This is a genomic window from Mesorhizobium sp. M1066 (assembly GCF_040318635.1).
Classification (GTDB): domain Bacteria; phylum Pseudomonadota; class Alphaproteobacteria; order Rhizobiales; family Rhizobiaceae; genus Mesorhizobium.
On the sequence record NZ_JAMYMR010000006.1, the window covers coordinates 56,268 to 69,998 of the forward strand.

The 13,731-nt window shown below is 63.1% G+C and carries 15 protein-coding genes; 7 read left to right on the plus strand and 8 right to left on the minus strand.

Features of this window, described 5'->3' with window-relative positions; translation table 11 throughout:
* Positions 1-247: 247 nt before the first annotated feature.
* The gene (locus tag NKH52_RS11270) at positions 248-736 is read right to left on the minus strand and encodes a GNAT family N-acetyltransferase (protein WP_352729897.1); all 489 of its coding nucleotides are present in this window, start codon (positions 734-736) and stop codon (positions 248-250) included.
* Between the two features lie 5 nt (positions 737-741).
* The gene (locus tag NKH52_RS11275; protein ID WP_352729899.1) at positions 742-1,647 is read right to left on the minus strand and encodes a transglycosylase SLT domain-containing protein; all 906 of its coding nucleotides are present in this window, start codon (positions 1,645-1,647) and stop codon (positions 742-744) included.
* A gap of 180 nt (positions 1,648-1,827) precedes the next feature.
* Here NKH52_RS11275 and NKH52_RS11280 point away from each other — a divergent pair, with 180 nt between their 5' ends.
* Positions 1,828-2,397 carry a methylated-DNA--[protein]-cysteine S-methyltransferase gene (locus NKH52_RS11280; protein WP_352729901.1) on the plus strand — a complete coding sequence of 190 codons (570 nt, stop codon included), beginning with the start codon at positions 1,828-1,830 and terminating at the stop codon, positions 2,395-2,397.
* An 18-nt stretch (positions 2,398-2,415) separates the two neighbouring features.
* Here the strand turns inward: NKH52_RS11280 and NKH52_RS11285 are convergent, their stop codons facing one another.
* Positions 2,416-2,745, minus strand: a complete 330-nt coding sequence (locus NKH52_RS11285) for a hypothetical protein (RefSeq protein WP_352729903.1) — start codon at positions 2,743-2,745, stop codon at positions 2,416-2,418.
* A 276-nt stretch (positions 2,746-3,021) separates the two neighbouring features.
* Here NKH52_RS11285 and NKH52_RS11290 point away from each other — a divergent pair, with 276 nt between their 5' ends.
* From NKH52_RS11290 to NKH52_RS11300, 3 genes are all read left to right on the plus strand, one after another.
* The gene (locus tag NKH52_RS11290) at positions 3,022-3,234 is read left to right on the plus strand and encodes a cold-shock protein (RefSeq protein WP_010910991.1); all 213 of its coding nucleotides are present in this window, start codon (positions 3,022-3,024) and stop codon (positions 3,232-3,234) included.
* 271 nt (positions 3,235-3,505) lie between these two features.
* Entirely contained in the window at positions 3,506-3,706 is a 201-nt protein-coding gene (locus NKH52_RS11295) for a hypothetical protein (protein ID WP_352729905.1), read from the plus strand.
* Positions 3,703-3,957, plus strand: a complete 255-nt coding sequence (locus NKH52_RS11300; RefSeq protein ID WP_127295059.1) for a hypothetical protein — start codon at positions 3,703-3,705, stop codon at positions 3,955-3,957. Before NKH52_RS11295 ends, NKH52_RS11300 begins: the two co-directional genes overlap by 4 nt.
* Before the next feature lie 54 nt (positions 3,958-4,011).
* On the opposite strand, the gene NKH52_RS11305 is transcribed toward NKH52_RS11300, so the two are convergent.
* From NKH52_RS11305 to NKH52_RS11315, 3 genes are all read right to left on the minus strand, one after another.
* Entirely contained in the window at positions 4,012-4,620 is a 609-nt protein-coding gene (locus NKH52_RS11305) for a glutathione S-transferase family protein (protein ID WP_352729906.1), read from the minus strand.
* 137 nt (positions 4,621-4,757) lie between these two features.
* Positions 4,758-5,606, minus strand: coding sequence for an EAL domain-containing protein (locus NKH52_RS11310; protein ID WP_352729908.1), 849 nt, complete (start codon positions 5,604-5,606; stop codon positions 4,758-4,760).
* Positions 5,603-6,496, minus strand: a complete 894-nt coding sequence (locus tag NKH52_RS11315) for an EAL domain-containing protein (RefSeq protein ID WP_352729910.1) — start codon at positions 6,494-6,496, stop codon at positions 5,603-5,605. Before NKH52_RS11315 ends, NKH52_RS11310 begins: the two co-directional genes overlap by 4 nt.
* Before the next feature lie 208 nt (positions 6,497-6,704).
* On the opposite strand from NKH52_RS11315, the gene NKH52_RS11320 reads away from it, so the two are divergent.
* Positions 6,705-7,907 carry a pyridoxal phosphate-dependent aminotransferase gene (locus tag NKH52_RS11320; RefSeq protein ID WP_352729912.1) on the plus strand — a complete coding sequence of 401 codons (1,203 nt, stop codon included), beginning with the start codon at positions 6,705-6,707 and terminating at the stop codon, positions 7,905-7,907.
* Positions 7,908-7,999: 92 nt separating this feature from the next.
* On the opposite strand, the gene NKH52_RS11325 is transcribed toward NKH52_RS11320, so the two are convergent.
* Together NKH52_RS11325 and NKH52_RS11330 are read right to left on the minus strand one after the other, a co-directional pair.
* Entirely contained in the window at positions 8,000-9,517 is a 1,518-nt protein-coding gene (locus tag NKH52_RS11325) for an MFS transporter (protein WP_352729914.1), read from the minus strand.
* A gap of 182 nt (positions 9,518-9,699) precedes the next feature.
* Positions 9,700-10,095 carry a (R)-mandelonitrile lyase gene (locus NKH52_RS11330; protein ID WP_352729915.1) on the minus strand — a complete coding sequence of 132 codons (396 nt, stop codon included), beginning with the start codon at positions 10,093-10,095 and terminating at the stop codon, positions 9,700-9,702.
* A gap of 308 nt (positions 10,096-10,403) precedes the next feature.
* On the opposite strand from NKH52_RS11330, the gene NKH52_RS11335 reads away from it, so the two are divergent.
* Positions 10,404-12,455, plus strand: a complete 2,052-nt coding sequence (locus NKH52_RS11335) for an elongation factor G (RefSeq protein ID WP_352729917.1) — start codon at positions 10,404-10,406, stop codon at positions 12,453-12,455.
* A gap of 720 nt (positions 12,456-13,175) precedes the next feature.
* Complete coding sequence (locus NKH52_RS11340) at positions 13,176-13,673, plus strand: methyltransferase family protein (protein ID WP_352729919.1); 498 nt, start codon at positions 13,176-13,178, stop codon at positions 13,671-13,673.
* The last annotated feature ends 58 nt before the right edge of the window (positions 13,674-13,731 follow it).

Sequence of the window (13,731 nt, forward strand, 5' to 3'; positions counted from 1 at the left end):
GTGGATGTCCCTCCGCAGCCGGTGACGGAAAATCCTCCCACGCGCCGACAGCTTGTCAGGCCCTCACCTCCCATCAAATGCGAAGCGGCGCTTTTGGGTTCCCAAATCATGCCGTTCCTGCGTGGGCGACATGCATCAGGGTGTGTTGAGATTCAGGTCAGGCAACTATGGGTGCTTCGGCCGGCGAAGGCCGGAAGCGCAGGGAACCGTCGCTTGCAGGCCGGCATCACCTGAATATCCGCACACCCTAGCCTTCCCAGGCGACAGGCATCATGCCCAGCCGCTCATAGAGCCGGACGGCGGCGGGATTCTCGACCGTGTTGGTCTTGAGGTCGACATGATCGGCGCCACGTTCGCGAAAAACGGCGAAGGCGTGCCACATCAGCGCTTCGGCAACACCCTTGCCGCGCGCCTCGGGATGAACGGCGAGGTCCTTGACGAAGCCGCCGGTCCAGCACAACGCCGCCGCCGCCAGCCGGCCCTTGACGTCGATGACGAGGAAGCACAGCGCCGGGTCGAATTCGGGATCGTCCGCGATACGCGGCCACCACTCGTCGAACGGACCATCGGCGTCGTCATCGAACACTTCAGTCAAAAGCGCATGCAGGGCGGGCGCGTCACCGGGCTCGAAGCTGCGCATGACAAAACCCTCCGGCCAGTGCGGCGGAACCAGCGTCTCGTCGAGGATTTTGCGCAGCCGGATGTCGTTCAGAGCCGGCGGGCGCGGTTCAGGCATCGCGCTCAGGCGTCGGGCTGCAGGCGGCGGCGCTGGCGGTCGCGGCCAAGGCCCGTCGCCTCGAGCAGGCCCTTGCGCTTGGCGTCGTAGTAATAGCCGGTCTGGTAGAGCCAGTCGGCCTTCTTGGCGTTGCCGCCGGCCACCAGCCAGGCGCCGCGCAGATATTTCACCGCGTATTTCAGATTGGTATCGGCGTCGAACAGGCCCTTGGCCGGCCCGTCATAGCCCATGCCGCGCGCCGTCGCGTGCTTGATCTGCATCAGTCCCCAATGGCCGTTGTTGTAGGCTTTCGGGTTGAAGGTGCTCTCGCGGTTGACGACATGGCGCACCAGATCCACCGGCACCTGATAGATCGCCGCGTATTTTTCGATCAGCCGCTCGACATCGCCACGCACGCCCGTCGTGTGTTCTTCTTGCACGGGCCCTGCCGGGAACTGGACCAGGGCCGCCGGGTTCTGCGGCACGACATAGACGACCTGCTGGACGCCCGGCATGCGATCGCCCTTGGCGGTTGCCGGGATGACCAGCCCCGCGGTCGCATAGGTCTCGGCCGCCTTGACCGGCTCGCTCGCATTGGCCGGCGCAGGCGCCTGCCAGGCATTGGCGGTCATCACGGCGGGCACGGCTGGTGCCGCGGGTGTCGATCCAGCAAAGGCGGCGGTCGCGGCAGCCGGCTGTGCGGCGGGATCGAGCGGCAGTTCGGCCGTCTGAGCGGGGGCGATTCCCGATGATTCCGGCAGCACCGAAACCGTCTCCGGCAGAGGCACGGTGAAGCCGGCGTCAGTGCCGGCGACGGTCGCTGTTTCGGTGAGAGCAGGCGCGGACTTCATCTGCGAGGTCGACGTGCAGCCGCTGATGCCGGCGGCGGCCAGGATCACGCCGATCGCGATAAGGTTGAGTTTTGCTGGCAAGCCGCGCTCGGGTCCGGTTTGTCGGGTTGTTAAGAAATCCCTTACACCAGCGATTCAGGCCGGGCAATCGGGCGATCAGGTGGTTTTCGGGTGGCGAGACGCAGGCGGTGGTGCCATATTGTTCCGGATATGTACTGGGACGAATCCCGGATTTCGCCACTTTGCGGGAAGGAACGCATCATGGTCACGACAGCTTCGATCACGGCCGGCCACGCAGTGTTAGAAACAGTGATCGGTTTCATGGGCATTGCCTGGAGCGAAAAGGGCCTGATCCGGCTCTGCCTGCCCGAACGCAGCCGCGAAGCGGTGGAGCGGCGCCTGCTGCGCCATGGCGGCGTTTCCAGCTCCACGGCGCAGCCGCCATGGGTGGTCGAGCTGATCGCAGCGATCAAGGCCTATGCGGCGGGGGAGGACATCGATTTCTCCGCCGTGCCGGTCGATCTCGACGGCGTCGACGATTTCCGCCTCGCCATTTACGACGCGGCGCGAAAACTCTCCTTCGGCGAAACCACCACCTATGGTGAGCTGGCCAAAACCGCCGGCCATGCCGGGCTCGCCCGCGAAACCGGGGCCGCCCTTGGCGCCAATCCGGTGCCGCTGGTCATCCCTTGCCATCGCATCCTTGCCGCCGGCGGCAAGATCGGCGGCTTCTCGGCGCCCGGCGGATCGATCACCAAGGAGAAGATGCTGGCCATGGAAGGCGTGCGCGTCGGCCCGCTGCCACCGGCGCAGGTGTCGTTCGGGTTTTGAACGGCGGCGGCCGAGAACCTAGTTGTTGTGGAAGAACCGCCGGCGGAAATGCCGGTCATTGTCCGGCCGCTTACAGTTGTAGACCGGGCAGGACTTTGTGTCGGCGCTCGGCACGTAGGCCCGTGTCCTCACCTCGCCCATGCTGCAGAATCGCTGGCTCTGCACATAGCGGTCGTAGAGCGGCAGCCCAGGCACCCGCTTCGACTGGTAGCGCAGGATGACGGCCCCTTGCCGGGCGATCGCCCCCTGAACCTTGCCGCAGCTCATACGCGTCGGGTCGTAGCGCGAGATCGCCTGCGCCTGAGCGGCGACAAGCGTGAGGCAGGCGGCAAGCAGAATGATTTTCATGGTCGTCTCCCCTGATCCGCCGCTCGAGAACAGCGTGATCTGCCGCAACGTTTTCAGCAGATTGGGGCAGCCGTTGGGCAGCGCTCGATCACGGCTTTCTCACGCAGTCTTGTATTTTATGCGAAACCAGCCTATATGCCTTCCATTGATATTTCGGCCGATCGATCCGGGCCTCGCGATCTTCGCGTTTGCTGACGTCTATCTCCAAAATCTCGATGCACACCGGCTGGACTTCGGTTCGGTCAATCTAAAGCAAATGTTGAAGGACTATCTAAAATGGCAACAGGAACGGTCAAGTGGTTCAACGCCACCAAGGGCTTCGGCTTCATTCAGCCTGACGCGGGCGGCGCGGACGTTTTCGTCCATATCTCCGCTGTCGAGCGTGCTGGACTGTCGACCCTGGTCGAAGGCCAGAAGATCAACTTCGAGATCGAGCAGGACCGCCGCACTGGCAAGTCGTCCGCTGGATCTCTGAGCAAGGCAGCCTGATTTTGCGAAGTGCGCGCGCCGGGCGAGAGCGCGGGGCGCGCGGCAAGTCACGGATGTACTGACAGTCGCGCGAGAAGCGCGCTGGAGCGGAAAGACCCGACAAGCTGGATCAGCAGATAGCTGCCAGCCCGGACCGGACGCTCCGATCAGGCTACCAAGCATGGAAGGCGGGATTTATCCCGCCTTTTTGCTGTCTGGGCTTCAAATGCCGCCGCCAGGACCTATAGTCCCACTTGTGGTACTTTTGGCCCAATAGTGGTACTATTCAGCCATGACCAAGCTTGAGCAAATCGAAAAATCCGTCGCCGAACTGAGCCCTGAAGAACTGAAGGCGTTTGCCGCCTGGTTCGAAGCGCTTCGGGAGGACATGTGGGATCGGCAGATCGAGGCCGATGCGAAGGCCGGCCGATTGGATAAATTGGTGGCCGAGGCGCGGGCTGAGATAGCTGCTGGCAAATTGCGCGACTTGTGAAACACCGCGCGACCGCGAGCTTTTGGACGAAGTATCAATCTCTGCCGAAAGCCGTTCGCCGTCTGGCCGACAAAAGCTTCGTGCTGATGAAAAGCAATCCCCGCCATCCATCTCTTCATTTCAAAAAGGTGAGCGAGTTTTGGTCAGCAAGAATAGACATCAACTATCGCGCCCTGGCTCTGGAGAGCGCTGACGGCTTTGACTGGTTCTGGATCGGCACTCATGCCGAATACGATCGTCTCCTGAAATAGGCGGCGCCTTGTGCGGGCAGCCGCGAAATGGCGACGGCGGCGTGCGGGACAAAACTATCCCATCCACCCGATCGGCACATGACCGGGATCGGCTTCCACCCTTTTCAACCAGGCAGCCACCACCGGATAGGCGTCGAGCTGGAAGCCGCCCTGCTCTGCCGTATGCGTATAGGCATAGAGCGCGATGTCGGCGACGCTGAGCGTGCTGCCGGAAAAGAAAGCATTGTTTTCCAGATGCCTGTTCATCACGCCGAGCGCCTTGTTGCCGCGCTCCAGCGTCACCGCCAGCCGCTCCGGCGTCGCATCCCCGGCACGTTCGGGGAAGGTCAGCAGCGCCTTGCGCACGGCAATGTAGGGCTCGTGGCTGTATTGTTCGAAGAACAGCCATTGATACGCAAGCCCACGCTCATACCTGTCCGCCGGCAGGAAGCGTGTGCCTTCGGCGAGATAGAGCAGGATGGCGTTGGATTCGGCCAGCCGCCGGCCATCGTCGAACTCGAGCAGCGGCACCATAGCGTTCGGATTCTTGGCGACAAAGTCGGCTTTGCGCGTATCGCCGGTGTGCGAACTCACTTCGACATTGGTAAAGCCAAGGCCAAGCTTGGCCATCAGCAGGCGCGGCTTGTAACAATTGCCGCTGTCAATCATGCCGTACAGTATCATGGCTGTCCCCGGAGCACTGTCTCCGCGCGATTATCGCAGCGGCGGCGGTCTCAACCAATGATTTGTTTTGGTACGACGATCAGCGCCGCTGATGCAAAGCGTCCAAGGACGCTCACGGCACCAATCGTGGGCATGCCCTAGCCAAAGAGGGGCACGACCTTGCTGTCCCGGCCCAGCAGCGCATCGATGACCAGCGGTTTCTCCTCGAACACCGTGCCGGCCAAGGCCGGACGGGCAAGGAGAAAACCCTGCAGCAGATCGACGCCGCCTTCGAGCGCGACGCGCAGATGGATGGGCTGCTCGATGCCTTCGACCAGCACCTTGGCGCCGCGGTCATGCAGGCTGGAAACCAGCGGGCGGAAGAACCGTTCGGCGGCGGCGTGGCGGCAGAACTCCGCGAACCAGGTGCCGTCGATCTTGACGATGTCGGGCTTGAGCAGGCTCACCCGCTCCTCGGTCGAGTGCCCGGTGCCGAAATCGTCGATGGCGATGCGGATGCCGTCGCGCCGCATTTCGCGCACCAGCCGCGCGAGAAGCGCGTCGTCCGCCGCCTGTTCGGTGATTTCGCATACCAGCATGGCCGGCGCGAGGCCGAACTCGCCGAGATGCCTGTTCATCAGGCGAATTTCGGCCAGTGCCCGCCCGGCATGGTCATTGATCAACGGATTGTAGTTGAAGAACAGGTCGAGCCCGTCGACGCCGATGTTGCGGAAATTCCTGAGATGCAGCGCCCGGCACATGCTTTCCACAAACAGCCGGTCCGAGACGGCAACGCTTTCAAAGAACATCTTTGACGCGCCGGGGCGGCCGGCACGGTGCGGCTCGATCAGGGCTTCGGCCGCCACCGCGTGAAGGAACCGGCCGCGCGGCGCGAAAATCGGCTGGTAGGCGCTGCGCAGCCGGAACTCGCCATACATGCCGTATTCGATGCCGACTTCGTCGACCTGGATCGCATCGCCGACATTGCGCCGCCGATCATCTCTCATGTCGCCACACGGCGCCCGAAGGCCTTGACCGGCCGCGCCGAAGGCGTTGCCACGGCAGGAGCCGACGTGTCGACAGCAGCAGCGACAGGCGCCTGCCTGGCCTTGTCGAAGACGCCAAAGCTGGTCGGCGCCAATTCGGGCCGCGCCAGCACGAAACCCTGCACCATCGATGCACCCGATTTCTCGGCGAGCTCCAGTTGCCATCCCTCCTCGATGCCTTCGAACACCGTATGGATGCCTTGCTCCTCGAAGTTCTTCACCATGGTGGTCAGCAACGCGAAGCCGGCGCCGGACTCCATCAGTTGCGTGATCCAGTAGGCATCGAACTTGACGATATCCGGCTTCAACTCCTTGACCCGATTGATGTCGGAATCGTCGGCGCCATAATCGTCGACGGCGATGCGAAAACCGTTGGCCCTCAGTGCCGCGACGAAGCCGTGCAAGGCTTCCTGCGATGCCGACCGCTGCTCGGTCACCTCGCAGACGACGCGACGCGGATCGATGCCGGCCTCATGCAGCACCAGCCGCATTTCGCGCAAGGCGGCGTCCGCAACGGTGCGTTCGGTGAACACCGACGGGTCGAAATTGACGAAGATCGACGCCTCCCGCGGCAGGCAGGCACCGGCGTTCAGAAGATGCAACGTCCTGGTCAGCGCCTCGATATGCAGCCGGTCGGCGGCCGGGCAGGTCGAGAAGAAATTCATCGGCGATTGTGGCTCGCCGTCGCGGAACGGTCGGATCAGCCCTTCGAACGCGACCACCGACAGCTTGCCTTCCTTGAAGGCGAAGATCGGCTGGAAGGCGCTTTGCAGCGTGTAGATGCCCCAGACACCGGTGGAGGTGCCGTCGTCCTGACGGATGATGTGGGCAAGCCCGACGCTGCGCGACACGGTTCCTCGCTCCGCAATTGGTCTGTGATCCTGCCACTCAAGCCTCTACCGCTCGTTAATGAATTTATTGTTGCCGGCCCCGGGTTCCGATCACAGCTCCTTGAGACCTGGATCAGCCGACAATGCTTGCGTTGCGCGAAATCATGCGACATGAGAAGCGCCGCGGCCACTCCTGGCCGCGCCGATCTTCCATGGAGACGTCAAGCTCATGGCCTTTCTTGCCGACACCCTTTCCCGCGTGAAGCCTTCCGCCACCATCGCGGTCACGCAGAAAGCGCGCGAGCTGAAAAATGCCGGCCGTGACATTATCGGGCTTGGCGCCGGCGAACCGGATTTCGACACGCCAGACAACATCAAGAATGCGGCGATTGAGGCAATCCACCGTGGCGAAACCAAGTATCCGCCGGTTTCGGGCATCGTGCCGCTGCGCGAGGCGATCGCAAAAAAGTTCAAGCGCGAGAACAATCTCGACTACAAGCCCGAGCAGACCATAGTCGGCACCGGCGGCAAGCAGATCCTGTTCAACGCCTTCATGGCGACGCTGAACCCCGGCGACGAGGTCATCATTCCTCGCCCCTACTGGGTCAGCTACCCCGAGATGGTGGCGATCTGCGGCGGCACCTCCGTGTTTGCTGACACCTCGATCGACGATGGCTTCAAGCTGACCGCTTCGGTGCTGGAAAAGGCGATCACGCCGAAGACCAAATGGCTGCTGATGAACTCGCCGTCGAACCCGTCGGGCGCTGCCTATACCGAGGCCGAACTGCGCGCACTGGCCGACGTGCTGTTGAGGCATCCGCATGTCTGGACGCTGACCGACGACATGTACGAGCACCTGACCTATGGCGATTTCGTCTTCAAGACCATCGCCGAGGTCGAGCCTAAGCTCTACGAGCGCACGCTGACCATGAACGGCGTGTCGAAAGCCTATGCAATGACCGGCTGGCGCATCGGTTATGCGGCGGGTCCGGTTCAACTGATCAAGGCGATGGACATGATCCAGGGTCAGCAAACATCGGGCGCCTGCACCATTGCGCAATGGGCATCCGTCGAGGCGCTGAATGGCCCGCAGGATTTCATCGCCAAAAACAAGGCGATCTTTCAAGGCAGGCGCGACCTTGTCGTGTCGATGCTCAACCAGGCACGCGGCATCACCTGTCCGTCGCCGGAAGGCGCCTTCTATGTCTATCCCTCCTGCGCCCAGCTGATCGGCAAGAAGACCAAGGCTGGCAGGCTGATCGACACCGACGAGACCTTCTGCTCGGAACTGCTCGAAGCCGAGGGCGTCGCGGTGGTGTTCGGCTCGGCCTTCGGCCTCGGGCCCAACTTCCGCATCTCCTACGCGACCTCGGAGACGCTTCTGGAAGCAGCCTGCGCACGCATCCAGCGTTTTACGGCTTCGCTGACCTGACCGACGCACTATGAACGCGAAAAACCCCGAAGGTTGTGTCCAACTTTCGGGGGTCAGTTCATCACCGCCGGGTTTTTAACGGGTCGTCAGCCTCACGCCTCGTGCTTGGTCTCTTTGGCAGAGCGCGCCTCGGCCGGCGCCAACACGGCAACCAGCAGTGCGGCGGTGAGGAACGCGCCGATCGCTGCCGTCAGCATCGCGGCGTGGAAGCCGCCGGCATAGGCGGCAGCATAGAGTTCATGCACGCCGCTTTCGCCCATCGCCGCATCGGTTGCGAAATCATGCCGCGAAATTGCAGCACGGGCCACCGCTTCCACGTTGGCGACACCGGCATCGCCGAGATACTCGGTCAAAAGGTTGGTCGCCCGCATGCTCATCAAGGCGCCGAGCAAGGCGATGCCGATGGCAAGACCGCTCTGGCGGGTGGCATTGATGACCGCCGACACCATGCCCGAGCGTTCGCGCGGCGCATAGGACATGGCGGCAGCGCTGCCGGTCGGGATTGCAAGCGCATTGCCGAGGCCGCCAATGGCGAACAGAAGGCACAGCGTCGCATAGGGCGTCGAAGGACCGGCCCAGCACATGCCGAGCATGGACAGGCCGATGGCGGCATAGCCGATGGTCATCAGCGCGGAGTGACCATAGCGCGCGCTAAGCCTGCCGATCCATGGCGACACCACGATCTGAACGATGAACGCCGGCGCCATGCGCAGGCCGGTCTGCGTCGGCGACCAGCCCTGCACCTGCTGCAGGAACATCGAGAAGAAGAAGACGCTGGAATAGGAGGTGAAGCCGAGCGCGAACGAAGCGACATTGGCGACGGCGAAGCGAACGTCACGGAACAGGCCAAGCGGCAGCATCGGCCGTGCCGTGCGCGCCTCGAAGCCGAGGAAAGCAGCCAGGCCGACGAGGCCGGCGATGAGCGCCGCGACCGTCCTTGGCTCGCCCCAGCCATTCTCGCCGGCCGAGATCAGGCCAAAGGTCAGCGCCCCCAGCCACAGGATGCTGAGAGCCAGACCGACGAGATCGAGATGGGCATGTTCGGGATGCGCCGTCTCGTTGATCGAAGCAGCACCGAGCGCGATCGTGATCAAGCCCAGCGGCAGGTTGATCAGGAAGATGCTTTGCCAGCCGACGGTCTCGACCAGGATGCCACCGAGGACGGGACCAACGAGCAGAGAGATGGCGGCGAACGACGCCCAGCCGCCAATGACGCCGGCGCGCTGGCGCGCATCGGGAAAGGCTTGCGTCAGGATCGACAGCGCGCCCGGAATGAGCAGCGAGCCGGCGATGCCCTGTACGACCCGGCCGGCCAGCAGCACCGGCAGATTGGGCGCGACGGCGCAGATCAGCGAGCCGGCCACGAAGATGCCGACGCCGGCCAGCCACGAGCGCTTGCGGCCATAGCGGTCGCCGATCAGGCCCGACGACAGCATGAAGGCGGACAGGCACAGCGTGTAGGCGTCGACCACCCATTGCAGGCCGCCGAAATCGGTTTGCAACGCCTGCTGGATGGTCGGCAGCGCGACATTGACGATGCTGACGTCGAGCAGAGCCACGAACGAACCAAGATAGACAGCGGCGACCAGGGGCAAACGGTGCTTTGACATGGCTACGTCCGGACGTGAGTTTCGCAATCATCACTGACCGACGGTCAGTTGAACGGGCGGCATGGCGCTGTCGATCCGGCGATTGAGAATGGCCTGCGCCACGATACGGGACTCGCCGCGAGACGCCCTCTTCTAAAAATGTCGCGGCTGGAAGAGAAGCCGGCTTTCTGCGGACTGAGCATTCAGCCGCCATATTGTTCCGATGTCACCCCCTCCAGCCAATCGGCATGGACATCGTCGAGCGCCTCCTGCATCGCGATATGCGTCATCGCCGATTTCGGCGCCGCGCCATGCCAGTGTTTTTCGCCAGGCGCGAACGAGATGACGTCGCCGGCCCTGATCTCCTGGACCGGGCCGCCCCACGTCTGGGCAAGCCCGGCGCCCACCGTCACGTAAAGCGTCTGGCCAAGCGGATGCGTATGCCAGTGGGTGCGCGCGCCCGGCTCGAAGCTGACCAGCGTGGCCCGCAGCCGCGCCGGCGCCTCTTTCTCGATGATCGGCGTCTGCAGCACCCGGCCGGTAAAGTACTTGTCTGGCGCGATGACGGTCGGCACGCTGCCGCAGGCAATGATCTTCATGGGTCGATGGTCCTCCAAACAGCGGGCGACGGATCGCCTGTTTTCAGTTTCGGCCGATATCGGTCGACGTGCAACAGCTTCCGGCTGCCAGCCCAGCATATGATCCGCACCGTCCACGGCCGAGCAAAGGGTTTCTATTTTTCTTGCCCTGCCGGCAAACAAGTGGGACGATGGCTTTGGGCAGGTGGCACTCGAAAAGAACCGCCCGCGACGGTCGAACAGGCCGGCCGCCGCTCAGGACCGATTGACCAAGCCTGAACCATACATGCCAGTCGGTCCTACGGGAAACGCCTGAGTGGAGGTCAGTCATGGGTACTCGCGCCGGAGGACGACGCACGGGACCGAAATGCATTGCCATAGTCGGTCCCTTCGCAAGCGGTAAGACGACACTTCTCGAAGCCATATTGGCCCGTACGGGCTCAATTCCCCGACAAAATCCCGTTTCATCAGGTAACACCGTTTCAGATCATTCGCCCGAGGCGCGCGCCCACGCCATGAGCGTCGAGGCGACGGTCGCCACAACCGAATTCATGGGCGAGCAGATCACCTTCGTCGACTGTCCCGGTTCCATCGAATTCTCCTTCGAGGCCGAGCCGGTGCTGGCCGCCTGCGACCTCGCGGTGGTCGTAGCCGAGGCCGACGAAAAGAAGATCCCTGCCCTGCAACTGATCATGCGCAAGCTCGACGATCTCGGCGTGCCGCGCATTCTGTTCCTCAACAAGGTCGACAAGGCAATCATCGGCGTGCGCGATACGCTGAAGATGCTGCAGCCGGCCAGTGCCGTGCCGTTGCTGCTGCGACAGATTCCGCTGCGCAAGGACGGCGTCGTCATTGGTTCGATCGACCTGGCGCTGGAGCGCGCCTACATCTATCGCGAATATGCCGAAAGCGAGGTGGCGCAGATTCCCGGCGACGACAAGGCGCGCGAGCTCGAAGCGCGTTTCTCGATGCTGGAGACGCTGGCCGACCATGATGACCAGTTGATGGAACAACTGCTCGAGGAGATCGAGCCGCCCAAGGATGCGATCTTCGACGACCTCGCCGCCGACCTGCGCGACGGTGCGGTGATCCCGGTGCTGATCGGCACCGCCGAGAAAGGCAACGGCGTGCTGCGCCTCCTGAAGGCGATCCGCCACGACGCGCCCGACATCGAGGCGACCCGCAAACGGCTCGGTGCACCCGACGGCGCGGCTACCCTGGTCCAGGTGATGAAGACCATCCACACCTCGCATGGCGGCAAGCTGTCGGTGTCGCGCATCCTCTCCGGTCAGGTCGTCGACGGTTCCGAACTCTGGCTACCCGGCGGCGACACCGCCAAGGTTTCCGGCATCTACCGGATGCTCGGCAAGGACCAGTCCAAGCTCTCCATCGCCAAGGCCGGCGACACGGTGGCACTGGGCAAGCTGGACGAGGTCAAGACCGGCCAGACGCTGAGCTCGGCCAAGGGCGGCATCAAGCCGCTCGTCCAGTTCGAGCCGCCGCAGCCGGTCTTCGCCTTCGCGCTCCGCCCCAAGGAGCGCAAGGACGAAGTGAAGATGTCGGCTGCCATCCAGCGGCTGGCCGAGGAGGACCCCTCGCTCAGCCTGCGCCACAATCAGGACTCGGCCGAAACCGTGCTGTCGGGCCATGGCGAGATGCATCTGCGCGTGGTGCGCGAGCGGCTGGAAGGCAAGAACCAGATACCGGTCGAAGGCCATCCGCCGGCGGTGCCCTATCGCGAGACGATCCGCAAATCGGCGCAGCAGCGCGGCCGTCACAAGAAACAGTCCGGCGGCCATGGCCAGTTCGGCGACGTGGTGATCGAGATCAAGCCGCTGCCGCGCGGTTCGGGCTTCCAGTTCACCGATACAATTACCGGCGGCGTCGTGCCCAAGACCTACATCCAGTCGGTCGAGACCGGGGTGCGCGACTATCTGAAATCCGGGCCGCTGGGCTTTCCGGTCGTGGATGTCGCAGTCAACCTGTCGGACGGCTCCTATCATGCGGTCGATTCCTCCGACATGGCCTTCCAGATGGCGGCCAAGCTGGCGATGAAGGAAGGCATGGCCGCGTGCTTGCCGGTGCTCCTGGAGCCCGTGATGAAGGTCGAGATCGTCACCCCCTCCGACGCCACCTCGAAGATCATCGCTCTCATCCCGCAGCGGCGCGGCCAGATCCTCGGCTACGACGCGCGGCCCGACTGGCCGGGATGGGATGTCGTCGAGGCAACCATGCCGCAAGCCGAGATCGGCGACCTGATCATCGAGTTGCGCTCCGCGACCGCGGGCGTTGCCAGCTATCGTGCCGTCTTCGACCACATGGCCGAACTCACCGGCCGTCTGGCCGACGAGGCGATGAACACCAACGGCAAGGCTGCCTGATGGCGTGGCGTTCCTATCGAACCTGATTCGGGGGAACAAGAGAAAACGACGTCCGGCGGGGACCGGACGTCGTTTTGTTCGCGGACCGTTTCCTTGGGAGGTAAAACGGCAGGTCCGCCGCATTTGGTGCCGCCAAGTTCGGCGGAAAAACGGTTCGGACGCGGTAGCCGCCTGAGCCCGGGCCGTACGAGTGATGCCCCCATCTCCCGTCCGAACCACACCGCGTCCTATGATCTACATAGCAGGTCGCGGGCGTCCGGGATATGTTACCAGAGGTTACATGTCACCGTTACGTGGCAATTGTGATGGAATTTTTGGCCGGCCCAGCAGGGCACAGGCAACAAAAAAGCCGGATCAATGAAGATCCGGCTGAGTTTGATTGGAGTGCCTGTTAAGGCTAACCTCCAGAGGGGAACACTCGAGGGCGCTAATGGGAGGAGAACGCGCCCAGGAGATGATCTATATATGTGCTCATCATGCCCAAGAAACAAGCATCTATTTTGCAACACACACATGCAAAAAGACGCAGGCTGTGGTCTAACCCATTCCAGAAGCCAATAGGACCAGCAAAATCGTCGAAATGGAGCGCTGAATCGGGCAATTGCAACTACAGAATCGCTAATCTCGGCTGGCTTTCGGCTCGAAATGCCAAAACTAGGCAATGATGTGGAAGCGGGCAGTAGGCGTGCATTTGTAAGGCAATCGGGGAGGAAGCAGCCAATGCGGACGTTTTCGGCGATCGCGGGCAGTGCGGCCTTCTTCATCGCGGCGCCCTGCGTGGTTGCCGGGCTGGTGCCTTGGCTATTGACCGATCGCTGGGGCTTGCCGTGGTCTGGTCTGCCGGGCTTTGTCCCTGTCGGCGGGCTTCTGATCGTCGCCGCGGTCGCGGCACTCCTGCATGCCTTCGGCCGTTTTGCGCTTGAGGGCCTGGGCACACCCGCACCGGTCGCCCCGACCGAGAGGCTGGTGATCGGCGGCATCTACCGCCATGTCCGCAACCCGATGTATGTCGCCGTGCTGTCGATCATCCTCGGCCAGGCGCTGCTGTTCTCGAGCTGGGCGCTTGTCGCCTATGCAGTCATCGGCGCGATCGTCATGGGCTCTTTCGTGCGGTTCTACGAGGAGCCGACCTTGGCTCACCGCTACGGCGCCGAATACGACACCTACCGCCGCAACGTCCCGGGCTGGCTGCCTCGACTGTCGCCCTGGCGGGAGTAGGTGAAACCGGCAGCGCCGTCTCAGGGCATGTTGAGATTCAGGTCGAGCTAGGCAATCG

Excerpts from the sequence above, each read along its gene's own strand:
- NKH52_RS11270 (WP_352729897.1), bottom strand. The coding sequence starts at position 736 with ATGCCTGAACCGCGCCCGCCGGCTCTGAACGACATCCGGCTGCGCAAA.
- NKH52_RS11280 (WP_352729901.1), top strand. The coding sequence starts at position 1,828 with ATGGTCACGACAGCTTCGATCACGGCCGGCCACGCAGTGTTAGAAACA.
- NKH52_RS11285 (WP_352729903.1), bottom strand. The coding sequence starts at position 2,745 with ATGAAAATCATTCTGCTTGCCGCCTGCCTCACGCTTGTCGCCGCTCAG.
- NKH52_RS11290 (WP_010910991.1), top strand. The coding sequence starts at position 3,022 with ATGGCAACAGGAACGGTCAAGTGGTTCAACGCCACCAAGGGCTTCGGC.
- NKH52_RS11295 (WP_352729905.1), top strand. The coding sequence starts at position 3,506 with ATGACCAAGCTTGAGCAAATCGAAAAATCCGTCGCCGAACTGAGCCCT.
- NKH52_RS11305 (WP_352729906.1), bottom strand. The coding sequence starts at position 4,620 with ATGATACTGTACGGCATGATTGACAGCGGCAATTGTTACAAGCCGCGC.
- NKH52_RS11310 (WP_352729908.1), bottom strand. The coding sequence starts at position 5,606 with ATGAGAGATGATCGGCGGCGCAATGTCGGCGATGCGATCCAGGTCGAC.
- NKH52_RS11320 (WP_352729912.1), top strand. The coding sequence starts at position 6,705 with ATGGCCTTTCTTGCCGACACCCTTTCCCGCGTGAAGCCTTCCGCCACC.
- NKH52_RS11325 (WP_352729914.1), bottom strand. The coding sequence starts at position 9,517 with ATGTCAAAGCACCGTTTGCCCCTGGTCGCCGCTGTCTATCTTGGTTCG.
- NKH52_RS11330 (WP_352729915.1), bottom strand. The coding sequence starts at position 10,095 with ATGAAGATCATTGCCTGCGGCAGCGTGCCGACCGTCATCGCGCCAGAC.
- NKH52_RS11335 (WP_352729917.1), top strand. The coding sequence starts at position 10,404 with ATGGGTACTCGCGCCGGAGGACGACGCACGGGACCGAAATGCATTGCC.
- NKH52_RS11340 (WP_352729919.1), top strand. The coding sequence starts at position 13,176 with ATGCGGACGTTTTCGGCGATCGCGGGCAGTGCGGCCTTCTTCATCGCG.